This window comes from Streptomyces sp. NPDC002669 (assembly GCF_042889165.1).
Taxonomy (GTDB): Bacteria; Actinomycetota; Actinomycetes; order Streptomycetales; family Streptomycetaceae; genus Streptomyces.
Window position 1 is genome coordinate 200,145 of sequence record NZ_JBIAQQ010000013.1, and the last position, 26,454, is coordinate 226,598.

The following is a 26,454-nucleotide window of genomic DNA, read 5'->3' on the forward strand; positions in this document are numbered from 1 at the left end:
TGAATGACCCGGGGAAGGTGGAAGATGTTCGGTCGTTGGCTGGGGAAGAGGCGGACGGCGGGTGCGGTGCAGGGCCACGCTCTCGCCGGACTGGAGATGCCGCACACCGCGGGGCTGCTCAGCTGCCGAGTGCTCGATCCCGTCAACGAGATCGTGCCGCAGGCCGAGTTCGTGATCACGGACGGCCCGGGCCGCAAGGTGTTCCGGGGCGAGACGGACCCGTTCGGCAACGTCCTCGCCACCGTTCCGGCCGGTGAGTACCGGCTGGCCGTCACGGCCGAGGGCTTCACCCCGTTCCACGCCTCGGCCACGGTCGTCGAGGGCGGCCACGCGAGCCTGGGCGACGTGACCCTGCAACTGGCCACGCCTCCGCAGCTGCCCGCGCCGGGGGACTGGGAGGTCGAGCCGATGCACTCGCAGATCGGCTTCACGGCCCGGCACATCGGCCTGGCGCGCATTCACGGCCGGTTCAACACCTTCGCGGGCGCCGTCCGGATCGCCGACCGCATGGAGGACTCGGCCATGCACGTGGTCATCGACGCCTCGTCGATCGACACGAACGTCCAGATGCGCGACGACCACCTGCGGTCCGGCGACTTCCTCGACGTCGGGCGCTACCCGACGATGGAGTTCTACAGCGACCGCTTCGTCCACCGGGGCGGCACCCGCTGGGGCGTGACCGGTGCGCTCACGCTGCACGGCGTCAGCCGTACCGTCACGCTGGACACTCAGTACCTCGGTCTGGGCAACGGCCTGGAGGGCGAGACCCGGGCCGCCTGCCGGGCCACCACGGAGCTGCACCGCGAGGACTTCACGCTCACCTGGCAGACCATGCTGGCCCGCGGAATCGCGGCCATCGGTTCCAGCATCTCCATCGACATGGACATCCAGATCGTTCCCAAGGGCTGAGCCCGCCTCCTCTCCCACGGGATTCGGGGTGCCGGGCCGGCGGGACGATCCGTCAGGGCGCTTCGAGCCAGCCCTCGTACTCCGCGGCGAAGGCGTCGAGCGCCGAGACGTCCAGCCGTCCCGACGGGTCCTCCACGACCACCAGCCACTGGGCGTCCTCGGCGTCGTCCTCGCCGGCCAGCGCGTCGCGCACGAGCTGGGGCTCCTCCGCGACCCCGAAACGGTCGGCGAGCTCTTCGGCCACCTCCTCCGCGGCATCGCGGTCGGGCAGCACCAGCACATGTCTCACATCGCTCACCGGCCCATTCTCCCGTACCGCGAACGCGGCGTTCCCGGCGGTGGGGCCGGGCACCGGCGGGCGTCCCCGGGGCTGTCAGTGGTGCATGGGATGCTGGGGGACGATGGCCACCAGAAAGAATTCCACCGACGACCCGCTCGCTCCCCTCACGCTCGCCGTGGGGCAGGAGGACCTGCTCCTGGACCGTGCCGTGCAGCAGGTGGTGGCGGCCGCCCGCGCCTCCGACCCCGACACGGACGTCCGCGACCTCACCTCCGACCAGCTCCAGCCCGGCACCCTCGCCGAGCTGACGAGCCCTTCGCTCTTCGCCGAGCGCAAGGTGGTGATCGTGCGCAACGCGCAGGACCTCTCCGCCGACTCGGTCAAGGACGTCAAGGCGTACCTCGGCGATCCGGTCGAGGAGATCACCCTCGTGCTGCTGCACGCGGGCGGTGCCAAGGGGAAGGGGCTGCTGGACGCGGCGCGCAAGGCGGGGGCGCGGGAGGTCGCCTGCCCGAAGACGACCAAGCCGGCCGAGCGGCTCTCGTTCGTCCGGTCGGAGTTCCGGGCGCTGGGGCGTTCGGCGACCCCCGAGGCGTGCCAGGCGCTGGTCGACGCCATCGGCAGCGACCTGCGGGAGCTGGCCAGCGCGGTCTCGCAGCTCGTCGCGGACGTCGAGGGCACGATCGACGAGGCGGTCGTCGCCCGTTACTACACGGGCCGCGCGGAGGCGTCGAGCTTCACGGTCGCCGACCGTGCCGTGGAGGGACGGGCCGCGGAGGCGCTCGAAGCGTTGCGCTGGTCGCTGTCGACCGGGGTGGCGCCGGTGCTGATCACCAGCGCGCTGGCCCAGGGAGTCCGGGCCATCGGCAAGCTGTCCTCGGCCCGCGGGGGGCGTCCCGCGGACCTCGCCCGTGAGCTGGGCATGCCGCCGTGGAAGATCGACCGGGTGCGCCAGCAGATGCGCGGGTGGACGCCCGACGGGGTGGCGCTGGCGCTGCGGGCCGTCGCGGACGCCGACGCGGGGGTCAAGGGCGGCGGCGACGATCCGGAGTACGCGCTGGAGAAGGCCGTGGTCGCGGTGGCGAGAGCGGCGAGGTCGGGGCGACAGCGGTAGCGGCAGCGGGAGCGGGAGCCGCGACGGCGGCGGACGCAGTGGCAGCAGTGGAAGCCGCGTATTCGGTGGCGGGCCGGCGGGCGGAGCCGTATCCGTAGCCGGCGGTCCGAACCCGTGGCGGGCGGAGCCGTGCCCGTAGCGGGGATCGGCCGGGTGAACGGTGAACCACCATGGTCCCGTCGACAGCCCGACAGCCCGACAGCCCGACAGCCCGACAGCCCGACAGCCCGACAGCCCGACAGCCCGACAGCCCTGCGGGCCCGATCCGTACACCCCGGCCGTATGCCTCACCCGTACGTCTCGAAGCGCAGGTGGGCGGGCATGCCGAAGGCCCCGGACCCGCGCTGGGGAGGGCGGGGCCGGGGCCTTCGGTTCACGCTTGGTGCGCCGCACCCGCGTGGCGAACGCAGGTTCGGTGTGCGGCGCGGGGTGCCGGTCGGGAACGGGAGAGAGGGCCCGCTTGGTCCGTTCCGGCGATCAGGTCAGAATGCTCAGCCCTGGAGGGAGGCAACCTTGGAGGCCAGCGCCGACTTCTTGTTGGCGGCGGCGTTCTTGTGGATGACACCCTTCGAGACGGCCTTGTCGAGCGCGCGGGAGGCGTCGCGAGCGGCCGTGGTGGCCTTCTCGACGTCACCGGCGGCGGCAGCCTCACGGGCCTTGCGGATAGCGGTCTTGAGCGAGGACTTGACGGCCTTGTTGCGCAGGCGCGCCTTCTCGTTCGTCTTGTTCCGCTTGATCTGGGACTTGATGTTCGCCACGAAAAGAGCCTTTTCAGGTTCGTTGGATCTTCGGTGTGCGTCCCACGGCCCGGAAGGGTCGCGAGACACAGCTGTCAACGGTACCAGCCCGGCTCCGACCGGCCCAAACCGGTCTCCGCCCCACAACCATGGGACGATGGAGGCTACGTATCGATCCGACCGAACCGACATCGACCCGAGACACGGCGTTCGGCGTCTCAAGAATCAGGACCCTGCGTGCCCGCGACTCCTACCAACGTGCCCGAGCCGAGCCGTACCGACCCGGCGCTGATCCGCAACTTCTGCATCATCGCGCACATCGACCACGGCAAGTCGACCCTCGCCGACCGGATGCTCCAGCTGACCGGCGTGGTCGACCAGCGGCAGATGCGTGCTCAGTACCTCGACCGGATGGACATCGAGCGCGAGCGCGGCATCACCATCAAGTCCCAGGCGGTGCGTCTGCCCTGGGCCCCCACCACGGGCGAGGACCAGGGCCGCACCCACGTCCTCAACATGATCGACACCCCGGGCCACGTGGACTTCACCTACGAGGTCTCCCGTTCGCTCGCCGCCTGCGAGGGCACGATCCTGCTGGTCGACGCCGCGCAGGGCATCGAGGCCCAGACCCTGGCCAACCTCTACCTGGCGATGGAGAACGACCTCACCATCGTCCCGGTGCTCAACAAGATCGACCTGCCGGCCGCGCAGCCCGAGAAGTTCTCCGAGGAGCTGGCGAACCTCATCGGCTGCCAGCCGGAGGACGTGCTCAAGGTCTCCGCGAAGACCGGCGTCGGCGTGGACGCGCTGCTCGACCGGGTGGTCAAGGACGTCCCGGCCCCGGTCGGGGTGGCGGACGCCCCGGCCCGCGCGATGATCTTCGACTCGGTCTACGACTCGTACCGCGGCGTCGTCACGTACGTCCGTGTCGTCGACGGACAGCTCAACAAGCGCGAGCGCATCAGGATGATGTCCACCGGCGCCGCCCACGAGCTGCTGGAGATCGGGGTGTCCTCCCCGGAGATGACCCCGGCCGACGGTCTCGGCGTGGGCGAGGTCGGCTACATCATCACCGGTGTGAAGGACGTCCGGCAGTCCAAGGTCGGTGACACCATCACCTCCCTGAACAAGGGCGCGACCGAGGCGCTGGGCGGCTACAAGGACCCCAAGCCGATGGTGTTCTCGGGTCTGTACCCGCTGGACGGGTCGGACTACCCGGACCTGCGCGAGGCGCTGGACAAGCTCCAGCTCAACGACGCCGCCCTGGTGTACGAGCCGGAGACCTCCGCGGCCCTCGGCTTCGGTTTCCGCGTCGGCTTCCTCGGCCTGCTCCACCTCGACGTGATCCGCGAGCGCCTGGAGCGCGAGTTCGGTCTCGACCTGATCGCCACCGCCCCCAACGTGGTCTACCGCGTCGACATGGAGGACGGCAGCGAGCACACGGTCACGAACCCGAGCGAGTTCCCCGAGGGCAAGATCGACAAGGTGCACGAGCCCGTCGTGCGCGCCACGATCCTGGCCCCCAGCGAGTTCATCGGCGCGATCATGGAGCTCTGCCAGACCCGGCGCGGCACCCTGCTCGGCATGGACTACCTCTCCGAGGACCGGGTCGAGATCCGTTACACCCTGCCGCTCGCCGAGATCGTCTTCGACTTCTTCGACCAGCTGAAGTCCAAGACCCGGGGCTACGCCTCCCTCGACTACGAGCCCACCGGCGAGCAGACCGCCCAGCTCGTCAAGGTCGACATCCTGCTGCACGGCGACAAGGTCGACGCCTTCTCCGCGGTCACGCACAAGGACAAGGCGTACGCGTACGGCGTGCGGCTCGTCGCCAAGCTGCGCGAACTGATCCCGCGGCAGAACTTCGAGGTGCCGATCCAGGCCGCCATCGGCTCCCGGGTCATCGCCCGCGAGACCGTCCGCGCCATCCGCAAGGACGTCCTCGCCAAGTGCTACGGCGGTGACATCTCCCGCAAGCGGAAGCTGCTGGAGAAGCAGAAGGAGGGCAAGAAGCGGATGAAGATGGTCGGCAACGTGGAGGTGCCGCAGGAGGCCTTCATCGCCGTGCTGTCGACGGACGAGTCGGCCGGGGAAGGCAAGGGCAAGAAGTAGCCCCGCCCCCTCCCACCGGGTGACTCCGTCCGCTCCCACCGGGTGGCTCCGTCCGTTCCCGTCGGGTGGCGGCCGAAGGCCCCTGTGCCGCAGCACGCTGCGGCACAGGGGCCTGTTCGTTATGAAGCGGCGGCCCGTTGCCCCTTACGCGGCGGACGCGGGCGCTCTACCCTGATCACGGCTTCGTAGTTACTCGCCAGTTAAACAAGCGGGCCGGGCGCAGTCGGGACCGGCCCCGCGGATCGGGCGGGAACGCACGGGATCCAGCAGGAAAGAAGACGTACGCAGAAGCACGGGCGTACGCGGGAGAGCAGGCGTACGCGGGAACGCAGACGTGTGCGGGATCGCGGACGTACGCAGGAACACACGTAGGAACAAGCAGCAGTAATCAGCAGCAGCCAGCAGTAATCAGCGGTAATCAGCAGCCGGTCGTGAAGTACTGCCGCAGGCCCGGAGGACGTCGTGAGCGACACACTGACCTTGATCGAGAACCGACCGCCCTCCGTGGCGAATCTCTTCATCGACCGCGTGGCGGCCACCCCGGACGGGGAGGCGTACCGCTACCCCGTCCCCTCGGCCACCGGCCAGGGCCCCGACGAGTGGAAGTCGCTGAGCTGGGCGCAGGCCGCCGAGCGGGTCTACGCCGTCGCGGCCGGGCTCATCGGGCTGGGCGTGCGGCCGGAGGAGCGGGTCGCGCTCGCCTCCGGCACGCGGGTGGAGTGGATCCTCGCCGACCTCGGCGTGATGTGCGCGGGCGCCGCCACCACCACGGTCTACCCCTCGACCAACACCGAGGAGTCGGCGTTCATCCTCTCCGACTCCGAGAGCCGGGTGCTGATCGCCGAGGACGCCGGCCAGCTGGCCAAGGCCCGTGAGCGCCGCGCCGAGCTGCCGAACCTCGCCCACGTCGTCGTCATCGACCCCGAGGGCGCCGAGCCCGTCGAGGACGACCCCGAGGGCTGGGTGCTCACCCTGACCGCCCTGGAGGCCCTCGGCCGGGACCACCTGGCGAAGAATCCCGAGGCGATCAAGGAACGCGTCGCCGCCATCACCTCCGACCAGCTGGCCACCCTGATCTACACCTCGGGCACCACCGGCCGCCCCAAGGGCGTGCGCCTGCCGCACGACAGCTGGTCGTACATGGCCAAGGCCACCGTCTCCACCGGTCTGATCACCAAGGACGACGTCCAGTACCTCTGGCTGCCGCTCGCGCACGTCTTCGGCAAGGTCCTCACCTCCGGCCAGATCGAGGTCGGCCACGTCACCGCGGTCGACGGCCGGGTCGACAAGATCATCGAGAACCTGCCGGTGGTCCAGCCGACGTACATGGCCGCCGTTCCCCGCATCTTCGAGAAGGTCTACAACGGGGTCGCCGCCAAGGCACGGGCCGGCGGCGGGGCCAAGTACAAGATCTTCCAGTGGGCGGCCGGGGTGGCCCGCGAGTACGCCACGGTCTCGCAGGACAACTTCCGGCGCACCGGCAAGTCCTCCGTCCCGCTCGCGCTCGGCGCCAAGCACAAGGTCGCCGACACCCTCGTCTTCGCCAAGATCCGCGAGGCGTTCGGCGGCCGGCTGCGCGCCTGCGTCTCCGGCTCCGCCGCGCTCGCCCCCGACATCGGCTTCTTCTTCGCGGGCGCCGGCATCCACATCCTGGAGGGTTACGGCCTCACCGAGTCCAGCGCCGCCTCCTTCGTCAACCCGGGCGAGGCATACCGCACCGGCACCGTCGGCAAGCCGCTCCCCGGCACCGAGGTCCGGATCGCCGACGACGGCGAGATCCTGCTGCGCGGCCCCGGGATCATGCAGGGCTACCACGGGCAGCCGGAGAAGACCGCCGAGGTGCTGGAGTCGGACGGCTGGTTCCACACCGGTGACATCGGCGAGCTGTCCGTGGACGGCTACCTGCGGATCACCGACCGCAAGAAGGACCTGATCAAGACGTCCGGCGGCAAGTACATCGCCCCGGCGGAGGTCGAGGGGCAGTTCAAGGCGGTCTGCCCGTTCGTCTCCAACATCCTGGTGCACGGCGCGGACCGCAACTTCTGCACCGCCCTGATCGCGCTCGACGAGCCCACCATCCTCGGCTGGGCCGCCGAGAACGGCCTGGGCGGGAAGAGCTACGCCGACGTGGTGGCCTCCCCGCAGGCCGTCGCGCTCATCGAGGGCTACGTGAAGCGGCTCAACGAGGGGCTGCAGCGCTGGCAGACCATCAAGAAGTTCCGGCTGCTGCCGCGCGACCTCGACATCGAGCACGGTGAGCTGACGCCCAGTCTGAAGCTGAAGCGGCCGGTCGTCGAGCGCGCGTACAAGGACCTCATCGACGACATGTACGCGGGGACCCGCGAGGCGTAGGACCGCGGCACGCGGGGCCCGTGGGACACCGGGCCCCGCGTGCGCGGGGGCCCGCGAGGGGCCGGACGGGCCTCGCGGGCCGGCCGCACGGTGCGGCCGTCTTCCGTTCCGACACGCTCACTTTCTCTGCTCACTTCGGCAACTCGTTGCTTATGGGCATGGTCCATCTGTCACTCTGTCGGTGGCGTCAGCGCCGCCCGGCGAGAACAGACAACCAGCCCGACGAGAACAGACAGCCAGAACGAGAACAGACAGAGCGAGAACAGGTCAGGAGCTGCACCGTGGGGTCAATTCCCTTGCAGCGGGACATCGTCCAGCGTCCCGGAACTCCCGTCGGCCATGCGGATGCGCAGCCGGTCGCCCATACGTCCCTGCCCGGAAACCTCCTCGCGCCCTCCGCCGCCCGCCGGTTCGTCCGGGCCGCGCTCGACGAGTGGGCCGGGCTCGGACTGCCGGCGGCCGTGGGTTTCAGCGAGCGACTGGCCGACGACGCCGAGGTCGTCGTCAGCGAACTGGTCACCAACGCCGTCGTGCACGCGGGGACCAACGTGGAGCTGCTCGCCCGGCTGGAGGAGGCCGTCGAGGGCGAATCCGCGGCCCTGGTGCTGGAGGTGTCGGACCATCACCCGGCCCGCGCCGTGCGCAGCGACCGGCCGGAGTCGGGCAGCGCGGCGGAGGCGGCGCAGAGCGCCACGGTCCTCGGCTTCGACGAACCCGCCGACCACGGCCGCGGGCTCCAGCTCGTCGGCACCCTCGCCGAACGCTGGGGCATCACCTACCGCACCGGCCTCAAGACCGTCTGGGCCCGGCTCCCCGTGGACGACTGGAGCCCGTTCCCGGAGCCGCCCACCGACCCCGGCCCGGGGTTCCAGCAGGGGCTGCGCGACGCCGAACTGCTCGCCCCCACGGCCCGCCGCGCCCTGCGCGACGACGCGGACTGGGCCGGCCGCGGCGCGCTCTCGTTCCTCGCCGAGGCGTCGGACCTGCTCGCCGGTCAGCTCGACGAGGACATCGTCGCGGCGCTCTCCGGGCAGTTACTGGTGCCCAGACTCGCCGACTGGTGCGCGATCTGGCTGGAACCCGAGAACGGCGGCCCCTCGGCGGTGCCCCGGCTCGCCAGCGTCTGGCACCGGGACGAGGCCGAGACCGCGCACCTGCGCGCCCTGCTGGAACAGGACCCGATCCGGCTCCCCGAACGAGTCGGCACCGGGCCCGTCTCCATGCCCTGGCCCGGCGGGGAGGAGGACGCCGAGAAGCCCGAGGAACCCGAGGCGACCGCCCTCGCCTACCGGATCACCTCCGGCGGCCGGACGCTCGGCGCCGTGCTGCTGGGACGGGAGGGCCTCGTCCGCGTCCCCGACGAGGTGGCCGCGCTCATCGAGGACTTCGTGCGCCGGGTCGGCCTCGCCGTCGGCGCCGCCCGCGAGTACACCCGGCAGGCCACCATCAGCCGCATCCTCCAGCGCGCGCTGCTGCCCGGAAAGGTCGCCGACATACCCGGCGTCACCAGCTCACTGGTGTACGAACCCAGCGACGACGGCGTCGTCGGTGGCGACTTCTACGACATCTTCCCGTGCCCCGGCGACCGCTGGTGCTTCGTCCTCGGCGACGTGCAGGGCAGCGGGCCCGAGGCCGCCGTCGTCACCGGCCTCGCCCGGCCCTGGCTGCGGCTGCTGGCCCGCGAGGGCTTCGGCGTCGGCGAGGTCCTGGACCGGCTCAACCGGCTGCTCCTCGACGACGCGATGGAGGCGGCCGAGGCCGCCGCGCTCATGGTGGCCGCGGCGGGCGGCCAGCAGACCGCCGACACCGGACAGTCCCGCTTCCTGTCCCTGCTGTACGGGGAGCTGGTGCCGCTGCCCGACGGCGGGGTGCGCTGCACCGTCGCCAGCGCCGGCCACCCGCTGCCGCTGCTGCTGCGGCCCGACGGCGAGGTGCGCCCGGCCGCCGAGCCGCAGATGCTGCTCGGACTCTTCGACGACGTCGCGTACGAGAGCCAGAGCTTCGAGCTGGCACCGGGCGACAGCCTGCTGTGCGTCACCGACGGGGTCACGGAGCGGCGCTGCGGGCCGCTGATGTTCGACGACGGGGACGGGCTGGCCCAGGCCCTGTCCGGCTGCTCCGGCCTGTCGGCGGACGGCATCGCGGACCGGATCAAGCGGGCCGTGCACGAGTTCGCCGAGCGGCCGCCCGACGACGACCTGGCCCTGCTGGTGCTCCAGGCGGGGTGAGCCGTCCCGGCCCCGGCGCGGACGGCACCGGCCCCGTGATCACGGCCGTGTCCCGGAGGTCCCGGGCGGCGAGTGACAATGGGCGGTATGCCTTCCGTACTCCCCGATGGTGAACCCGTACCCGACGACGGGGCGCTGCCCCGCCATGCCCTGGAAGGCGCCGCCGACCGGCCGCTCGGCTTCTACCTGCACGTCCCGTACTGCGCGACCCGCTGCGGCTACTGCGACTTCAACACCTACACCGCGACCGAGCTGCGCGGCTCCGGCGGCGTGCTGGCCTCCCGGGACAACTACGCCGAGCACCTGATCGGCGAGGTCCGCCAGGCCCGCAAGGTCCTCGGCGACGACCCGCGCCCGGTTCGCACGGTCTTCGTCGGCGGCGGCACGCCGACCCTGCTGGCCGCCGCCGACCTGGTCCGGATGCTGGGGGCGATCCGGGAGGAATTCGGGTTCGCGGACGATGCCGAGATCACCACCGAGGCCAATCCGGAGTCCGTCGGTCCGGCCTATCTCGCCGAACTCCGCGAGGGCGGCTTCAACCGGATCTCGTTCGGGATGCAGAGCGCGCGGCAGCACGTGCTGAAGATCCTGGACCGCACGCACACGCCGGGACGGCCCGAGGCGTGCGTGGCCGAGGCCCGGGAGGCCGGCTTCGAGCACGTCAACCTCGACCTGATCTACGGCACGCCGGGGGAGTCCGACGACGACTGGCGGGCCTCGCTGGACGCGGCGCTCGGTGCGGGGCCGGACCACGTGTCGGCGTACGCGCTGATCGTCGAGGAGGGCACGCAGCTCGCCCGCCGCATCCGGCGCGGCGAGGTCCCCATGACCGACGACGACGTCCACGCCGACCGGTACCTGATCGCGGACGAGGCGATGGCCGCGGCCGGTTTCTCCTGGTACGAGGTGTCGAACTGGGCCCGCACGCCCGAGGGCCGGTGCCTGCACAACGAGCTGTACTGGCGCGGGGCCGACTGGTGGGGCGCCGGGCCCGGGGCGCACAGCCACGTCGGCGGGGTGCGCTGGTGGAACGTGAAGCACCCGGGGGCGTACGCGCAGGCCCTGGCCGAGGGACGCTCGCCCGGGGCCGGGCGGGAGATCCTCTCCGCGGAGGACCGCCGGGTCGAGCGGATCCTGCTGGAGCTGCGGCTCGCGGACGGCTGCCCGCTGTCCCTGCTGGCCCCGGCGGGACTGGCCGCCTCCCGGCGCGCCCTGGCGGACGGCCTCCTGGAGCCCGCCCCGTACGAGCGGGGGAGCGCGGTGCTCACCTTGCGGGGGCGGCTGCTGGCGGACGCGGTGGTGCGGGACCTGGTGGACTGAGGGCCCGGGGGCCCGGGGGCGGGCCCCCGCTCCTCAGCCGTCGGAAGGGCCGGGCACCGTCACGAAGTCGATCAGGTGCTCCACCGAGCCCAGCAGGGACGGTTCCAGGTCCCGGTACGAGCGGACCGAGGACAGGACGCGCTGCCAGGCCGCGCCGGTGTTCTCCGGCCAGCCGAGCGCGCGGCACACCCCGGTCTTCCAGTCCTGGCCGCGCGGCACCACCGGCCAGGCCGGGATGCCCACGGAGGACGGTTTCACCGCCTCCCACACGTCGATGTAGGGGTGCCCCACCACCAGGACGTCCGCGTCCGACACCTGCTCGGCGATCCGGGACTCCTTGGAACCGGGCACCAGGTGGTCGACCAGGACGCCCAGCCTGGCGTCCGGGCCGGGGGAGAACTCGCGCACGATGGCCGGGAGGTCGTCGACGCCCTCCAGGTACTCGACGACCACGCCCTCGATCCGCAGGTCGTCGCCCCAGACCCGCTCGACCAGCTCCGCGTCGTGCCGGCCCTCCACGTAGATCCGGCCGGCCCGCGCGACCCGGGCGCGGGCCCCCGGGACCGCGATCGAGCCCGAGGCGGTGCGCGCGGGGCGCGCCGGGGCGGCGGCCGAGGGGCGCACGAGCGTGACCACCTCGCCCTCCAGCAGGAAGCCGCGCGGCTCCATCGGGAACACCCGGTGCTTGCCGAACCGGTCCTCCAGGGTCACCGTCGGCCCCTGGGCCGTCTTCTCGCAGCGGATCACCGCACCGCAGAATCCGGTGGAGACCTCCTCCACGACCAGATCGGGCTCGGCGGGGACCTCGGGAACGGGGGCGGACCTCTTCCACGGCGGGGTCAGGTCCGGCTGGTAGCTGCGCATCGGACGACGATAGGACGACCGCGGGTCACGACACGCCGAAGCGGTCGGCCAGTTGTCCGCGCTGCTCCCGTACGAACGCCGCGTCCACCACCGCCCCGTGCCCCGGTACGTACACGGCGTCCTCGCCGCCCAGCTCCAGCAGCCGGTCCAGGGCGGCCGGCCAGCGGGCCGGGAACGCGTCCGGGCCCGCCTGCGGCTCCCCGGACTCCTCGACCAGGTCCCCGCAGAGCACGATCGCCGGGGAGCCGGGCACGACCGCCACCAGGTCGTGGCCGCTGTGCGCGCGGCCGAGGTCGACCAGCAGCACCTCGCGCCCGCCGCCCAGGTCGAGCGTCCGCTCCCCGCACACCTGGTGCCGCGGCACCACCAGCGCGTCGACGGCCTCCGTCGCCTCGTGCCCGGAGACCCCGTGGCGCACCGCGGAGACGCGCAGGTCCTCCGCCTCGCGCCGCATCGTCTCCGCCGTGCCGGCCGCTCCGTACACCTCGACGCCGGAGAACGCGGCGGTGCCCAGCACATGATCGAAGTGGGGGTGGCTGAGTGCGATATGCGTCACCCTCCGGCCCAGCAGGGACCGCGCCTGGGCCCGGAGTTCCATGCCCTCGCGGAGTGACGAACCGGTGTCGTACAGCAGCACTCCGTCCGTTCCGGCCACCAGTGCGACCGTCGCGTCCCAGCCGGGAAGGCGCCGCCTTCCCGCTCCGTGACCGAGTCGCTCCCAGCCGAACTCTTCCCAAGAGGCATCCATACCGCGACGCTATCGGCAGCCACCTGCGAAAGTCTCGCGGTGGTGTGGCCGGTTGCCCTTGCTAGGCCCCCACTCGGCCGCCGTACACTGACCGGGGGATTGCTGGCACTCGCGATGACAGAGTGCCAGGGGGATTCCCGGAAAGAACCGGGAACACCCGGGGACCGACCGAGGAAACACAGCTGGAGGTGTGCGCGATGCTCAGTGAACGCAGACTCGAAGTGCTTCGTGCCATCGTCCAGGACTACGTCGGCACCGAGGAGCCCGTCGGCTCCAAGGCGCTCACCGAGCGGCACAAGCTGGGCGTCTCCCCGGCGACCGTCCGCAACGACATGGCGGTGCTGGAGGACGAGGGCTTCATCGCCCAGCCCCACACCAGCGCGGGGCGCATCCCGACGGACAAGGGCTACCGGCTCTTCGTCGACAGGCTCGCGGGGGTCAAGCCCCTCTCGTCGCCCGAGCGCCGTGCCATCCACAACTTCCTCGACGGCGCGGTCGACCTCGACGACGTCGTGGGCCGCACCGTACGGCTGCTCGCGCAGCTGACCCGGCAGGTCGCCATCGTGCAGTACCCCTCGCTGACCCGGTCGACGGTGCGGCACGTGGAACTGCTCTCGCTGGCGCCCGCCCGGCTGATGCTCGTGCTCATCACGGACACCGGCCGGGTGGAGCAGCGGATGATCGACTGCCCCGCGCCGTTCGGCGAGACCTCCCTCGCCGATCTGCGGGCCCGGCTCAACAGCCGGGTCGTCGGACGCCGTTTCACGGACGTCCCGCAGCTGGTGCAGGACCTGCCGGAATCCTTCGAGAGCGAGGACCGGGGAACCGTGTCCACCGTGCTCTCCACCCTGCTCGAAACCCTCGTCGAGGAGACGGAGGAGCGGCTGATGATCGGCGGCACCTCCAACCTCACCCGCTTCGGGCACGACTTCCCCGTGATGATCCGGCCGGTGCTGGAGGCGCTGGAGGAACAGGTCGTGCTGCTGAAGCTGCTCGGCGAGGCCAAGGACTCGGGCATGACCGTACGCATCGGGCACGAGAACGCCCATGAAGGGCTCAACTCCACGTCCGTCGTCGCGGTCGGCTACGGTTCGGGCGACGAGGCAGTCGCCAAACTCGGCGTGGTCGGACCGACCCGCATGGACTACCCCGGAACGATGGGAGCGGTACGCGCAGTGGCACGTTACGTCGGACAGATCCTGGCGGAGTCGTAAGTGGCCACGGACTACTACGCCGTACTCGGCGTGCGCCGCGACGCATCTCAGGACGAGATCAAGAAGGCATTCCGCAGGCTCGCCCGCGAGCTGCATCCGGATGTGAACCCCGATCCGAAGACCCAGGAGCGGTTCAAGGAGATCAACGCCGCCTACGAGGTGCTGTCGGACCCGCAGAAGAAGCAGGTCTACGACCTCGGCGGCGACCCGCTGTCCGCCTCCGGCGGCGCGGGTGCGGGCGGATTCGGACAGGGTGGCTTCGGCAACTTCTCCGACATCATGGACGCGTTCTTCGGCACGTCGTCGCAGCGCGGGCCCCGTTCGCGCACCCGGCGCGGCCAGGACGCGATGATCCGGCTGGAGATCGATCTCGCCGAGGCGGCGTTCGGCACCACCAAGGACATCCAGGTCGACACGGCCGTCGTCTGCACCACGTGCAGCGGCGAGGGCGCCGCGCCCGGCACCTCCGCGCAGACCTGTGACATGTGTCGCGGCCGCGGTGAGGTCTCCCAGGTCACCCGGTCGTTCCTCGGCCAGGTCATGACCTCGCGGCCCTGCCCGCAGTGCCAGGGCTTCGGCACGGTCGTGCCGACCCCGTGCCCGGAGTGCGCCGGTGACGGCCGCATCCGGTCCAGGCGCACGCTCACCGTGAAGATCCCCGCCGGTGTCGACAACGGCACCCGCATCCAGCTCGCGGGCGAGGGCGAGGTCGGCCCCGGCGGCGGCCCGGCCGGCGATCTGTACGTGGAGATCCACGAGTTGTCGCACGCGGTGTTCCAGCGCCGCGGCGACGACCTGCACTGCACGGTCACCATCCCCATGACGGCGGGCGCGCTCGGCACGAAGGTGCCGCTGGAGACGCTCGACGGCCTGGAGGAGGTCGACATCCGGCCCGGCACCCAGTCCGGTCAGTCGGTGCCGCTGCACGGCCGGGGCGTCACGCACCTGCGCGGCGGCGGGCGCGGCGACCTGATCGTGCACGTCGAGGTGATGACGCCGACGAAGCTCGACCCGGAGCAGGAGCGACTGCTGCGGGAGCTGGCGAAGATGCGGGGCGAGGAGCGGCCCACCGGCCAGTTCCAGCCGGGCCAGCAGGGGCTGTTCTCCCGGCTGAAGGACGCCTTCAACGGGCGCTGACGGTCCCACCTCTCCGTCCGGACCGGGACGGGCCCGCCCGACGGGTCCGTCCCGCGTCCGCGAGCGGCGGGCGTCCGGGCGCCCCGCGGGCGTGGCCGGGCCCGTGACCGCAAGTGGCCGCGGGCGGAGCGGGGCGCGGGGCGCGCACGCCGGGGCGTGCCGGACATGGCACGATGCGGTCATGTCATCCGCGTTGACCGATCTCTGCCGGTATCCGATCGTGCAGGCCCCGATGGCGGGCGGTACGTCCTGCCCGCAGCTCGTCGCGGCCGTCGCCGAGGCGGGCGGGCTCGGCTTCCTCGCCGCCGGGTACAAGACGGCGGACGGCATGTACAACGAGATCAAACAGCTGCGCGGGCTGACCGGCAAGGCGTTCGGCGTCAACCTCTTCATGCCGCAGCCGGGACTCGCCGACCCGAGCGCGGTCGAGGTGTACCGGCAGCAGCTCGCGGGCGAGGCCGCCTGGTACGAGACCCCGATCGGCGACCCGGACTCCGACGGCGACGACGGCTACGAGGCCAAGCTCGCCATCCTCCTGGACGACCCGGTCCCGGCCGTCTCGTTCACCTTCGGCTGCCCCACGCGCGACACCCTCGACGCGTTCGCCGGGGTCGGCACGTACACCGTCGTGACGGTCACCACGCCCGAGGAGGCCCAGGCCGCCCAGTGGGCGGGCGCGGACGCGGTCTGCGTCCAGGGCGTCGAGGCGGGCGGTCACCAGTCCACCCACCACGACGACCCGCAGACCGACGGCACCGGGATCGGGCTGCTCTCGCTGGTGGCCCAGGTCCGCGAGACCGTGCAGATACCGATCGTCGCCGCCGGCGGGCTGATGCGCGGCTCCCAGATCGCCGCCGTGCTCGCGGCGGGCGCCGAGGCGGCGCAGTTCGGCACGGCGTTCCTCATCTGCCCCGAATCCGGGGCGAGTCCGCTGCACAAACGGGCGCTGACCAACCCGCTGTTCGTACGGACCGCCCTGACCCGGGCGTTCTCGGGCCGCCCGGCGCGCGGTCTGGTCAACCGGTTCATGCGCGAGCACGGACCGTACGCCCCCGCCGCCTACCCGCAGGTCCACTACCTGACCGCCGGACTGCGCAAGGCGGCGGCCAGGGCGGGGGACGCCCAGGGCATGGCGCTGTGGGCGGGGCAGGGCCACCGGATGGCACGCGAGCTGCCGGCCGGCCGGCTGGTCAGGCTGCTCGCCGAAGAACTGGACGCCGCACGGGCGGCAGTGAGCACAGGGAGTACGCAGTGACCGCACCGGTCTTCGTCGTCGAACAGGTCCCCGACGGGCCCGAGTTCGTCCTGGAAGGACCCGAGGGCAGGCACGCCGTGTCGGTGAAGCGGCTGCGCGCCGGCGAGGAGGTCGTCCTGACGGACGGGCGCGGGCACTGGGCCGAGGGCGTCGTCGGAGCCGCCGAGGGCAAGGACCGGCTCGTGCTCACCGGCCTCACCGGGGTCCGCGAGGAGACCGGGCCCGCGCCCCGCATCACCGTCGTCCAGGCGCTGCCCAAGGGCGACCGGGGCGAGGTCGCCGTGGAGACGATGACGGAGACCGGCGTCGACGGGATCGTGCCCTGGCAGGCGTCGCGCTGCATCACCCAGTGGAAGGGCGAACGCGGCCTCAAGTCCCTGGCGAAATGGCGCAGTACCGCCCGGGAGGCGGGCAAGCAGTCCCGCCGGGTGCGCTTCCCCGACGTGGCGGACGCGATGACGACCAAGCAGGTCGCCGCGCTGCTGGCCGCGGCGGACCTGGCCGCCGTCCTGCACGAGGACCGGGACCACGACAGCGAGCCGCTGGCCACCGTCCCGCTCCCCGAGCACGGCGAGATCGTGCTGGTGGTCGGCCCCGAGGGCGGTGTGTCACCGGACGAACTGGCGGCCTTCACCGGGGCGGGCGCCCGGATCTGCCGGCTCGGGGCGAGCGTCCTGCGCACCTCGACCGCGGGCACGGCGGCCACGGCGCTGCTGCTGGGGCGCACCGGCCGCTGGTCGTGAACCCGGCCCGCCCCGGGAAGGCCCGGGGCGGGGGATCGGGACCCGGGGGAGCCGCGGCGGATGGGTGGCCCGATTCCGCGGCTCCGCACCGCATGTGACGGCCGGTCCGTGCTCCGGCGCACGCGCCGGAAGCGCCCCCGATTGTGGCCACAAGCCGTCTACCGTTCCAGGGGTGAACGGTGGGAAGCTGCCCGTATGGGGACAACAAGGGCATGGGGTCGGCGAAGGCCCCGACGTTTTCTGGCCGTGTCCGTGCTCGCGGGCGCGACGGTCGCGGGCCTCGCCGCCTGCCAACCCGCCGACGGGCTGAACTCCGCGTCCATCGCCGTGACCACCGACCGGGTCGGCACCAGCGCACTGGAGCGCAACGGCGTCGACGTGCAGTGGCTGAGCTGCACGGCCAGGGTCGACCGGGGCCGCGCCGGGGCCCCGACGCCCTCCGCCTCCGCGCGCCGGATCGCGGAGGTCGACTGCACCGGCAAGACCGGCGGAGGCAAGGACATCTCGCTCACCGGCAGGGTGACCCAGGAGCTCGGCGGACGGTGCGTGCGGGGGGACCTGAGCGCGAAGGAGGGCGGCCGGTCCGTCTTCCGGGCGAACGTGCTCGGCAACTGCGACGCCGCCCCGACGACCGGCGTGGTCGCTCCGCCGCCACCGGCCGGCGGCAGCGGTGTCCGGCCCACGGTCACCGTGACCGTCACGGTGACCGAGGGATTCCGGGGCAAGTAGGCGTTGCGCACCGGGCGGGTCCGGTACAGGTGCCCGCGTCCGGGTGCGCGGGCGCACCGGCCCGCCGGCCCCGTCGGACTCCGGCCAACCCGGTTACGCGGAGCACGCCCGCGGCCTAGGGTGATCGTGTGACACAGCCTGCCTACCTTCGATACCCCCATGTCCAGGGCGATTTGATCGCCTTCACCGCCGAGGACGACGTCTGGCTGGCGCCGCTGGACGGCGGCCGGGCCTGGCGCGTCAGCGCCGACAACCGGCCTGTCACCCACCCTCGGATATCGCCCGACGGGACACGGGTCGCGTGGACCTCCACCCGGGACGGGGCGCCCGAGGTGCACATCGCGCCGGTCGACGGCGGCCCCTCCCTCCGGCTCACCCACTGGGGGGACGTCCGGACCTCCGTGCGCGGCTGGACGCCCGAGGGCGACGTACTGGTCATCACCACCCACGGGCAGGCGTCGCACCGGCGCAGCTGGGCCAGGGCGGTCCCGGTCGACGGCGGACCCGCGCGGACCCTGCCGTACGGCCCGGTCGGCTCGGTCGCGTACGGACCGGGCGGACGGGCCCTGCTCCTGTCGGCCACCATGGGCCGCGAGGCCGCCGCCTGGAAGCGCTACCGGGGCGGCACGGCGGGCAAGTTGTGGATCGAGGCGGAGGAACCGGCCGACGGCGCCGCGGAGTTCGTCCGGCTCCACGCCGGCCTCGACGGGAACATCGAGGACCCGATGTGGATCGGTACGGGGACCGGCGCGCGCGTCGCCTTCCTCTCCGACCACGAAGGCGTCGGCGCCCTCTACTCCTCCCTCCCCGACGGCTCCGACCTGCGCCGCCACACCGGCGTCGAGGGCTTCTACGCCCGCCACGCGACCACCGACGGCACCCGCGTCTGCTACGCGTCGGCCGGTGAGCTGTGGCTCCTGGACGACCTCGACGGCGACGGGCCCCGCCGCCTCGACGTCCGGCTCGGCGGCCAGCGCGCCGACCTCCAGCCGCACACCGTGCACGCCGCCGGGCACCTCGACTCCGCCTCCCCCGACCGCACCGGCCGGGGCAGCGCCGTCGCCACCCGCGGCGCCGTCCACTGGGTCACCCACCGCGGGGGACCGGCCCGCGCGCTCGCCGCCGAACAGGGCGTACGGGCCAGGCTGCCCCGCACCTTCCAGGCCGACGGCGACCAGCACGTCGTCTGGGTCACCGACGCCGAGGGCGACGACGCCCTGGAGTGCGCGCCGGCCACCGGCACCGCGCCGGGCACCGCGCCGCGCCGCCTCGCCGCGGGCCGCATCGGCCGGGTCCTCGACCTCGCCCCGTCCCCGGACGGCAGCCGCTTCGCCGTCGCCGCGCACGACGGGCGGGTCCTGATCGTCGAGCGGGAGAGCGGCGAGGTCCACGAGGTGGACCGCAGCGAGCACGGCGACGCCTCCGGCCTGGTCTTCTCGCCCGACTCCGCCTGGCTCGCCTGGTCGCACCCCGGACCCGAACCGCTCCGGCAGCTCAAGCTCGCCCACCTCTCGGACCTGTCGGTCGCCGAGGCCACCCCGCTGCGCTTCCGGGACTTCTCGCCCGCGTTCACCGCCGACGGCAAGCACCTCGCGTTCCTCTCCGAGCGGTCCTTCGACCCGATCTACGACGCCCACGTCTTCGACCTGGCGTTCATGGGCAGCTGCCGCCCGCACCTGCTGACGCTCGCCGCCACCACACCCTCCCCGTTCGGCCCGCAGCGGCACGGCCTGCCGACCGAGCGGGAGAAGGGCGGCGAGGGCGAACAGGACAACCCGACCGCGCTGCCCGTCACCCGGATCGACCTCGAAGGGCTCGCCGACCGGATCGTCCCGCTGCCCGTCGAGGCCGCCAGCTGTTCCACGCTGCGCGCCGCCAAGGACGGACTGCTGTGGCTGAACCACCCGGTGATCGGGGTGCTCGGCACGAGCGGCGCCACCCCCGACGCCCAGCGGCCCGAGACGACCCTGGAGCGGTACGACCTGGAGAAGCTGCGCTGCGAGGAACTCGCCTCGGACGTCGGCGACTTCGCGGTCAGCGGCGACGGCAGGCGGATCACCCTGCAGACCCGGGGCAAGCTGCGCGTCGTGCCGTCCGACAGCCGGGTCCCGGCCGACGACCACGACGGCGACGGCGTCACCGTCGACCTCTCCCGCATCCGGCGGATCCTCGAACCGGCCGCCGAATGGCGCCAGATGTACGACGAGGCCGGGCGCATCATGCGGGACAACTTCTGGCACCCAGAGATGAACGGCATCGACTGGGACGGGATCCTGGACCGCTACCGCCCGGTGCTGGAGCGGGTCGCCACCCACGACGACCTGATGGACCTGTTGTGGGAGGTGCAGGGGGAACTCGGCACCTCGCACGCCTATGTCCGGCCGCCCGGCGGATGGCGCGACGAGTCGGTCCGCCAGGGCCTGCTCGGCGCGGACATCTCCCGTACCGAGGAGGGCGCCTGGCGGATCGACCGGATCCTGCCGTCCGAGAGCTCCGACCCGGCGGCCCGCTCGCCGCTCGCCGCGCCCGGGGTCGCCGTGCGCGTCGGGGACACCATCGACGCAGTGGACGGCCGGCCGGTCGACCCGGTGACCGGACCCGGGCCGCTGCTCACCGGCTCGGCGGGCAAGCCGGTCGAGCTGACCGTCTCGCCGGCCGGCGGCGGCGAGACGCGCCACGTCGTGGTCGTACCGACCGACGACGAGCAGGCGCTGCGCTACCACGCGTGGGTCGCCGACCGGCGGGCCCATGTGCACGAGCGCTCCGGCGGACGGCTGGGCTACCTCCACATCCCCGACATGGTCGGCTCGGGCTGGGCGCAGCTCCACCGGGACCTGCGGGTCGAGGTGGCCCGCGAGGGGCTGGTGGTGGACGTCCGGGAGAACAGCGGCGGCCACACCTCGCAGCTCATCGTGGAGAAGCTCGCCCGCCGCATCGTCGGCTGGAACGTGCCGCGCGGCATGGGCCCGGAGAGCTATCCGCTGGACGCGCCGCGCGGCCCGGTGGTGGCCGTGGCCAACGAGTTCTCCGGCTCGGACGGCGACATCGTGAACGCCGCGATCAAGTCGCTGGGCATCGGCCCGGTGGTCGGCACGCGGACCTGGGGCGGGGTGATCGGCATCGACAGCCGGTACGAGCTGGTGGACGGCACGGCGGTCACCCAGCCCAAGTACGCCTTCTGGTTCGAGAGTTACGGCTGGGGCGTGGAGAACTACGGCGTCGACCCCGACGTCGAGGTCGTGATGGCGCCCCAGGACCACGCGGCGGGCCGGGACCCGCAGTTGGACGAGGCGATCCGGATCGCCCTGGCGTCGCTGGAGGAGACCCCGGCGAAGCGGGCTCCGCAGCGGCCGTAGGGACACGGGCACGGGGTGCCTGCGACGGACCCGTCGCAGGCACCCCGATACCATGCCGTACAACGATCACCATCTACCCGAGGAGCCGACCCCATGGCGGGAGAACCGCAGCCCGACTGCCTGTTCTGCAAGATCGTCTCGGGTGAGATCCCGGCGACGATCGTCCGGGAGACCGAGACCACCGTCGCCTTCCGGGACATCAACCCGCAGGCCCCCACGCACGTGCTCGTCATCCCGCGCGTCCACCACCCGGACGCCGCCTCCCTCGCCGCCGCCGAGCCGGGCGTCGCCGCCGACGTGCTGCGCGAGGCCGGGCAGGTCGCCGCCGACGAGAAGATCGTGGACAGCGGCTACCGGATCGTCCTCAACACCGGCTCCGGCGCGGGCCAGACCGTGTTCCACGCGCACGCCCACGTCCTGGGCGGCCGCGGGATGCAGTGGCCCCCCGGCTAGGGCCTCTCGTTGGGATCATGCCGGGCTCGCGTGCCCCGGCCTGATCCAGACGAAAGACCCTGGACCGCCGACCGGAACCGGGGCGACCGGAAGGCCGCAACCGGAGCAACCAGAAGAACCGATCGACCGGAACGGATCGACGCCACCGTGTCCTCACGCGAACTCGTGGTCCTGGGCACCGCGAGCCAGGTACCGACCAGGCACCGCAACCACAACGGCTACCTGCTGCGCTGGGACGGCGACGGCATCCTCTTCGACCCCGGCGAGGGCACCCAGCGCCAGATGCTGCGGGCCGGGGTCGCCGCGCACGACATCGACCGGATCTGTGTCACGCACTTCCACGGCGACCACTCGCTCGGCCTGGCCGGGGTGATCCAGCGGATCAACCTCGACCAGGTCCCGCACCCGGTCACCGCGCACTACCCGGCGAGCGGACAGCGGTTCTTCGAACGGCTGCGGTACGCCACCGCCTACCGCGAGTCCGTCGAGCTGACCGAGGCCCCGGTCGCCGTCGACGGGGTGCTCGCCACCACGAGCGCGTACACGCTCAGCGGTCACCGGCTCTCGCACCCCGTGGAGTCGTACGGCTACCGGCTCGTCGAGCCCGACCGGCGGCGCATGCTGCCGGAGCGGCTCGCCGAGCACGGCATCAAGGGGCCCGACGTCGGCCGGATCCAGCGCGAGGGCGCCATCGGGGACGTCACGCTCGACGACGTCTCCGAGCACAGGCGCGGTCAGCGTTTCGCGTTCATCATGGACACGAGGCTCTGCGACGGCGTGCACGTTCTCGCCGAGGGCTGCGACCTGCTGGTCATCGAGTCGACCTTCCTCGACGAGGACGAGCGGCTCGCCGTCGACCACGGCCATCTGACCGCCGGACAGGCGGCCCGGGTGGCCCGGGACGCGGGCGTGCGGCACCTCGTGCTGACGCACTTCTCGCAGCGGTACGGCGACCCGGCCGTCTTCGAGCAGCAGGCCCGCGCCGCGGGGTTCGAGGGCGAGCTGACCGTCGCCCGGGACCTCGACCGGGTCCCCGTGCCCTCCCGGCACGTCTGAGAACCTGTCGGCTGCCCCCCCGGAACACACCGGCACCACCGTCTGCGAGCGTGAGACCCGTGCACCACCTGCCCAAAGCCGAACTCCACCTGCACATCGAGGGCACCCTCGAACCCGAGCTGGCCTTTGCCCTCGCCGAGCGCAACGGCGTGCGCCTGCCGTACGCCGACACCGAGGAACTGCGCACCGCCTACCGCTTCGAGGACCTGCAGAGCTTCCTCGACCTGTACTACGCGCTGATGGCGGTGCTGCGCACCGAGGAGGACTTCGAGCAGCTCGCCGACGCCTACCTCGCCCGCGCCGCCGCACAGGGCGTCCGGCACGCGGAGATCTTCTTCGACCCGCAGGCGCACACCGCCCGCGGCGTCCCGGTCGGCACCGTCGTCGAGGGGCTCGGCCGGGCGCTGGACCGCAGCGAGGAGAAGCACGGGATCTCCACCGGGCTGATCATGTGCTTCCTGCGCGACGAGTCGGCCGAATCGGCGCTGGAGACCCTGGAGGCGGCGAAGCCGTACCTGCACCGGATCAGCGCGGTCGGCCTCGACTCGGCGGAGGTCGGACACCCGCCCGCCAAGTTCCGCGAGGTGTACGAGGCGGCCGCCGCGCTCGGACTGCGCCGGGTCGCGCACGCCGGCGAGGAGGGCCCGCCCGCGTACATCCGCGAGGCGCTGGACGTCCTCGGCGTCGAGCGGATCGACCACGGACTGCGCTGCATGGAGGACCCGGAGCTGGTGGAGCGGCTGGTCGCCGACCGGGTGCCGCTCACCCTCTGCCCGCTGTCCAACGTGCGGCTGCGCGCCATCGACACCCTGGAGGAGCACCCGCTGCGGGACATGATGGCCGCCGGGCTGCTCTGCACGGTGAACTCCGACGACCCCGCCTACTTCGGCGGGTACGTCGGGGACACCTTCCACGCCGTCCACGAGGCGCTCGGCCTGGACCGCGAACAGCTGCGCACCCTGGCCCGCAACTCCTTCGAGGCGGCCTTCCTCGACCACGACGAGGAGCGCCGGGCGCGCTACCTGTCCGAGGTCGAGGCGTACGCGTTCGACTGACCGGCCCCGGGCCCGGCCGTCCGGAACGCGTTCCTGGCCGGGCGCCGGCGCAGCGCGGGCGGGCTGATCTCCCTGACGGCCTGCTCGGGCGAGCCCAGCCTGGGCACGGCGCCGGGCACCGCCCCGGTGGTGACGGCGAGCAGCGCGGCCGGGGCACCGCCCCGGCGCCGCACCGATCCCGGCACCAGCGGACGGCCGCCGGTGTGCAGCGCCACGGCCGTGACCGGGACCGCGACCAGGAGCGTGACGACGCCCAGGATCAGGCCCATGCCCGGGTACCCGGCCTGCTCGGACAGCACGCTGCCGAGGACCGGCCCGCAGGCCACGCCGACGGACGAAGCGGAGCCCGCGAGGACCGCCCAGCGCCCCCGTACGTCCAGTGAGGCGGCCAGGCCGATCAGGTACGACAGGACCACGGGGTAGACCGTGTTCCAGAGGATCTCGCCGGTCGCGAACGAGCCGAGGCTCCCGGCCGACGAGCTGAGCACGATGGAGCCCGCGATGATCACGGTCCCCAGGCCGATCGGCACGGCACGGCCCAGCCGGGAGCCCAGCAGCCCGGCGCCCATCACCCCGAGCAGCCCCGCGCCGAGGGCGGCGGCGAACACCGCGCCGACGGTGACCTCGGAGAGCCCCGCCTGACCCACGCCGATCCGGCCGCTGACGCCCCACAGCGCGTTCTGCGCCATGGACCAGACGAGCATGCCGCCCGCCAGCACCGGACCGGAGCGGCGGTGCGGAAGCCGGCCGGTGGCCGGGGCGGCGGGGCCCGCGGCGGGCGCGGCGCGGCCGAGCCGGGCGGTGGCGGGCCAGACGAGCAGGGCGACCAGCGCGATCGAGGCGAACGGCAGCCGGTGGCCGCCGCCGAGGTGCGGGATCGTCAGGTAGAGGGCGCCGGCCGTCGCGGAGACGCTGAGCAGCCCGAGCGACGAGGTCCGGTGCGGGTCGCGCTGGGCGGCGATGCCCGAGGCGGCCACCGCGGTCGCGGTGCCGGAGCCGAAGCCGCCGACCACCGCCCCCGCGACCACCAGCGGCACGGAACCGGCCAGGGCGGCGCAGCCGTACCCCACCGCGGCCAGGACCAGTCCGGCCCGGGCCGGCCGTCGCGGCCCGAGCCGCTCGACCCGGCCCGCCAGGACGAACCCCGCGGTCGCCGAACTCAGCAGCAGGGCGCTGCCGACCAGCCCGGCCTGGGCCGTGCCGAGGCCGAGATAGACGGAGAGCCGCCCGACGATGGTGGGGAGCAGGTAGGCGGCGAGGTAACCGGCGGTGAACACGGCGACCAGGGGCCACGCGGCGCGAGGGCGCGAGGACATGGGCGTTCCTGAAGACATGCCAGAGGAGGCGGAGAAGGCGGGGGAGGGCAATGCGGGAAAACTGAGGAATGCGATGAATGCGAGGAGACGGGGCACTCGTCGGCAACTGTCGCCAACGGGGCTCGCGGCCCAATTTGTATCAACTGCGTCCAGCCCGCCGGAAGGCGCCGTGATGTGATCTGGGTCACATTTGTGTTTACCCTCCGAACGTTCGGGTAGCAGCGGATGTTTACGCAGGTCAGTGTCTGTGCGCGCGGGCCGGGGCGACTCCCGGCAACCTGCGGCGCGGACCCTCCTGCGGCGGGGGCGCATCGGGCACACTGACCGGATCCGCCACGACCGGGGAGTGCAAGGTGAGCACGGACATTCCAGGCATCGACCCACTGGACGGGCTGCGCGCCCCGCAGGACCCGGACTGCGACGTCTTCCTCACCGGGACGGTCTTCCTCGACATCGTCTTCACCGGCCTGGACAGCGCCCCCGTGCGCGGCACCGAGTCCTGGGCGCGCGGCATGGGCTCCAGCCCCGGCGGGGTCGCCAACATGGCCACCGCGCTGGCCCGGCTGGGGCTGCACACCTCACTGGCCGCGGCGTTCGGCGACGACCACTACGGGGAGTACTGCTGGGACGCCCTGGAGCAGGGCGAGGGCATCGACCTGTCCATGTCGCACACCGTCCCCGGCTGGCACTCGCCGGTGACCGTCTCGATGGCGTACGAGGGCGAGCGCACGATGGTCTCGCACGGCCACGAGGCCCCCGGCCCCGTGGTCCCCGACGGCGGACCGGCGTTCCCGTGCTGCCCTCCCCGGGCCCGCGCCGCCGTCGCCTCGCTCGCCCCCGGCCGCAGCGAACCCTGGGTCGCCACCGCGGCCCGCAACGGCGCCCGGATCTTCGCCGACGTCGGCTGGGACGAGACCGGCCGCTGGGACCTGGACGCCCTCGCCGATCTGGAGCACTGCCAGGCGTTCCTCCCCAACGCCGAGGAGGCGATGCGCTACACCCGCACCGACTGCCCCCGCGCCGCCGCCCACGCCCTGGCCGAACGGGTGCCGCTCGCCGTGGTCACCCTGGGTGCGGAGGGCGCGTACGCGGTGGACTCCGCGACCGGGGAGAGCGCCGAGGTGCCCGCGATCGAGGTCGAGGCGCTCGACCCGACCGGGGCGGGGGACGTCTTCGTCGCCGGCTTCGTCACCGGCACCCTGGCCGACTGGCCGCTGGCCGACCGGCTGGCCTTCGCCGGACTGACCGCGGCGCTCTCGGTCCAGGAGTTCGGCGGTTCGCTCTCGGCGCCGGGCTGGGCGGAGATCGCCGCCTGGTGGCAGCGGATCCGCACCTTCGCCGACCAGGACCCGGCGGCGCTGCGGCGCTACGCCTTCCTGGAGGAACTGCTCCCCGCCGCCGCCCGGCCGTGGCCGCTGCGCCGGGCCGTCCCGACGATCGGCTTCCGCCACCCGGCCTGAGAGCCCGCCGGGGGCG

21 protein-coding genes are annotated in these 26,454 nt (G+C 72.8%); 16 read left to right on the forward strand and 5 right to left on the reverse strand.

Going from position 1 to position 26,454, the window contains the following annotated elements; all coding sequences use genetic code 11:
- The first annotated feature begins 24 nt into the window (after positions 1–24).
- Positions 25–909: a YceI family protein gene (locus tag ACFYW1_RS21035; RefSeq protein ID WP_388995005.1), complete on the forward strand. Its 885-nt coding sequence runs from the start codon at positions 25–27 to the stop codon at positions 907–909.
- A 52-nt stretch (positions 910–961) separates the two neighbouring features.
- On the opposite strand, the gene ACFYW1_RS21040 is transcribed toward ACFYW1_RS21035, so the two are convergent.
- Complete coding sequence (locus tag ACFYW1_RS21040) at positions 962–1,207, reverse strand: hypothetical protein (protein WP_388995008.1); 246 nt, start codon at positions 1,205–1,207, stop codon at positions 962–964.
- A gap of 103 nt (positions 1,208–1,310) precedes the next feature.
- Here ACFYW1_RS21040 and holA point away from each other — a divergent pair, with 103 nt between their 5' ends.
- Positions 1,311–2,303, forward strand: coding sequence for a DNA polymerase III subunit delta (gene holA / locus ACFYW1_RS21045; protein WP_148835078.1), 993 nt, complete (start codon positions 1,311–1,313; stop codon positions 2,301–2,303).
- Positions 2,304–2,794: 491 nt separating this feature from the next.
- Here the strand turns inward: holA and rpsT are convergent, their stop codons facing one another.
- A complete protein-coding gene (gene rpsT, locus ACFYW1_RS21050) occupies positions 2,795–3,061 on the reverse strand; it encodes a 30S ribosomal protein S20 (RefSeq protein ID WP_124717766.1) in 267 nt (88 codons plus the stop codon).
- 216 nt (positions 3,062–3,277) lie between these two features.
- Between rpsT and lepA the strand changes: the two genes are divergently transcribed.
- The 4 genes from lepA (at position 3,278) to hemW (ending at position 11,052) form a co-directional block, all read left to right on the forward strand.
- Positions 3,278–5,152, forward strand: coding sequence for a translation elongation factor 4 (lepA, locus tag ACFYW1_RS21055; RefSeq protein WP_356931387.1), 1,875 nt, complete (start codon positions 3,278–3,280; stop codon positions 5,150–5,152).
- A 462-nt stretch (positions 5,153–5,614) separates the two neighbouring features.
- Positions 5,615–7,504 carry an AMP-dependent synthetase/ligase gene (locus tag ACFYW1_RS21060; protein ID WP_388995014.1) on the forward strand — a complete coding sequence of 630 codons (1,890 nt, stop codon included), beginning with the start codon at positions 5,615–5,617 and terminating at the stop codon, positions 7,502–7,504.
- A gap of 296 nt (positions 7,505–7,800) precedes the next feature.
- A complete protein-coding gene (locus ACFYW1_RS21065; RefSeq protein WP_388995104.1) occupies positions 7,801–9,732 on the forward strand; it encodes a SpoIIE family protein phosphatase in 1,932 nt (643 codons plus the stop codon).
- Positions 9,733–9,810: 78 nt separating this feature from the next.
- Complete coding sequence (gene hemW / locus ACFYW1_RS21070; protein WP_388995017.1) at positions 9,811–11,052, forward strand: radical SAM family heme chaperone HemW; 1,242 nt, start codon at positions 9,811–9,813, stop codon at positions 11,050–11,052.
- Positions 11,053–11,085: 33 nt separating this feature from the next.
- On the opposite strand, the gene ACFYW1_RS21075 is transcribed toward hemW, so the two are convergent.
- Both ACFYW1_RS21075 and ACFYW1_RS21080 read right to left on the reverse strand, forming a co-directional pair.
- Positions 11,086–11,916 (reverse strand): DUF3097 domain-containing protein, encoded by an 831-nt coding sequence (locus tag ACFYW1_RS21075; RefSeq protein WP_388995020.1) that lies wholly within the window; start codon positions 11,914–11,916, stop codon positions 11,086–11,088.
- Positions 11,917–11,941: 25 nt separating this feature from the next.
- A complete protein-coding gene (locus ACFYW1_RS21080; protein WP_388995023.1) occupies positions 11,942–12,664 on the reverse strand; it encodes an MBL fold metallo-hydrolase in 723 nt (240 codons plus the stop codon).
- 197 nt (positions 12,665–12,861) lie between these two features.
- On the opposite strand from ACFYW1_RS21080, the gene hrcA reads away from it, so the two are divergent.
- The 9 genes from hrcA (at position 12,862) to ACFYW1_RS21125 (ending at position 23,662) form a co-directional block, all read left to right on the forward strand.
- Positions 12,862–13,878, forward strand: a complete 1,017-nt coding sequence (gene hrcA / locus ACFYW1_RS21085) for a heat-inducible transcriptional repressor HrcA (RefSeq protein WP_366291102.1) — start codon at positions 12,862–12,864, stop codon at positions 13,876–13,878.
- Positions 13,879–15,015 (forward strand): molecular chaperone DnaJ, encoded by a 1,137-nt coding sequence (dnaJ, locus tag ACFYW1_RS21090; RefSeq protein ID WP_388995026.1) that lies wholly within the window; start codon positions 13,879–13,881, stop codon positions 15,013–15,015.
- Positions 15,016–15,196: 181 nt separating this feature from the next.
- Complete coding sequence (locus ACFYW1_RS21095; protein ID WP_388995029.1) at positions 15,197–16,270, forward strand: nitronate monooxygenase; 1,074 nt, start codon at positions 15,197–15,199, stop codon at positions 16,268–16,270.
- Positions 16,267–17,013, forward strand: coding sequence for a 16S rRNA (uracil(1498)-N(3))-methyltransferase (locus tag ACFYW1_RS21100; RefSeq protein WP_388995032.1), 747 nt, complete (start codon positions 16,267–16,269; stop codon positions 17,011–17,013). Before ACFYW1_RS21095 ends, ACFYW1_RS21100 begins: the two co-directional genes overlap by 4 nt.
- A 246-nt stretch (positions 17,014–17,259) precedes the next feature.
- Positions 17,260–17,742, forward strand: coding sequence for a hypothetical protein (locus tag ACFYW1_RS21105; protein WP_388995035.1), 483 nt, complete (start codon positions 17,260–17,262; stop codon positions 17,740–17,742).
- A 128-nt stretch (positions 17,743–17,870) separates the two neighbouring features.
- Positions 17,871–21,098 (forward strand): S41 family peptidase, encoded by a 3,228-nt coding sequence (locus ACFYW1_RS21110; protein ID WP_388995038.1) that lies wholly within the window; start codon positions 17,871–17,873, stop codon positions 21,096–21,098.
- 93 nt (positions 21,099–21,191) lie between these two features.
- Complete coding sequence (locus ACFYW1_RS21115; protein WP_148835059.1) at positions 21,192–21,551, forward strand: histidine triad nucleotide-binding protein; 360 nt, start codon at positions 21,192–21,194, stop codon at positions 21,549–21,551.
- A gap of 147 nt (positions 21,552–21,698) precedes the next feature.
- A complete protein-coding gene (locus ACFYW1_RS21120; RefSeq protein ID WP_388995041.1) occupies positions 21,699–22,607 on the forward strand; it encodes a ribonuclease Z in 909 nt (302 codons plus the stop codon).
- A 50-nt stretch (positions 22,608–22,657) separates the two neighbouring features.
- Positions 22,658–23,662 carry an adenosine deaminase gene (locus tag ACFYW1_RS21125; protein ID WP_388995044.1) on the forward strand — a complete coding sequence of 335 codons (1,005 nt, stop codon included), beginning with the start codon at positions 22,658–22,660 and terminating at the stop codon, positions 23,660–23,662.
- On the opposite strand, the gene ACFYW1_RS21130 is transcribed toward ACFYW1_RS21125, so the two are convergent.
- Positions 23,626–24,978, reverse strand: coding sequence for an MFS transporter (locus tag ACFYW1_RS21130; RefSeq protein WP_388995047.1), 1,353 nt, complete (start codon positions 24,976–24,978; stop codon positions 23,626–23,628). The two genes, ACFYW1_RS21125 and ACFYW1_RS21130, sit on opposite strands and share 37 nt — an antisense overlap.
- Positions 24,979–25,331: 353 nt before the next feature.
- On the opposite strand from ACFYW1_RS21130, the gene ACFYW1_RS21135 reads away from it, so the two are divergent.
- Positions 25,332–26,438 (forward strand): carbohydrate kinase family protein, encoded by a 1,107-nt coding sequence (locus ACFYW1_RS21135; RefSeq protein WP_388995050.1) that lies wholly within the window; start codon positions 25,332–25,334, stop codon positions 26,436–26,438.
- The last annotated feature ends 16 nt before the right edge of the window (positions 26,439–26,454 follow it).

Bases quoted from the DNA above. Each gene is read 5' to 3' on its own strand.
- holA (WP_148835078.1), top strand. From the start codon at position 1,311: ATGGCCACCAGAAAGAATTCCACCGACGACCCGCTCGCTCCCCTCACG.
- ACFYW1_RS21095 (WP_388995029.1), top strand. From the start codon at position 15,197: ATGTCATCCGCGTTGACCGATCTCTGCCGGTATCCGATCGTGCAGGCC.
- hemW (WP_388995017.1), top strand. From the start codon at position 9,811: ATGGGCGGTATGCCTTCCGTACTCCCCGATGGTGAACCCGTACCCGAC.
- ACFYW1_RS21130 (WP_388995047.1), bottom strand. From the start codon at position 24,978: ATGTCCTCGCGCCCTCGCGCCGCGTGGCCCCTGGTCGCCGTGTTCACC.
- ACFYW1_RS21035 (WP_388995005.1), top strand. From the start codon at position 25: ATGTTCGGTCGTTGGCTGGGGAAGAGGCGGACGGCGGGTGCGGTGCAG.
- ACFYW1_RS21075 (WP_388995020.1), bottom strand. From the start codon at position 11,916: ATGCGCAGCTACCAGCCGGACCTGACCCCGCCGTGGAAGAGGTCCGCC.
- ACFYW1_RS21080 (WP_388995023.1), bottom strand. From the start codon at position 12,664: ATGGATGCCTCTTGGGAAGAGTTCGGCTGGGAGCGACTCGGTCACGGA.
- hrcA (WP_366291102.1), top strand. From the start codon at position 12,862: ATGCTCAGTGAACGCAGACTCGAAGTGCTTCGTGCCATCGTCCAGGAC.
- ACFYW1_RS21115 (WP_148835059.1), top strand. From the start codon at position 21,192: ATGGCGGGAGAACCGCAGCCCGACTGCCTGTTCTGCAAGATCGTCTCG.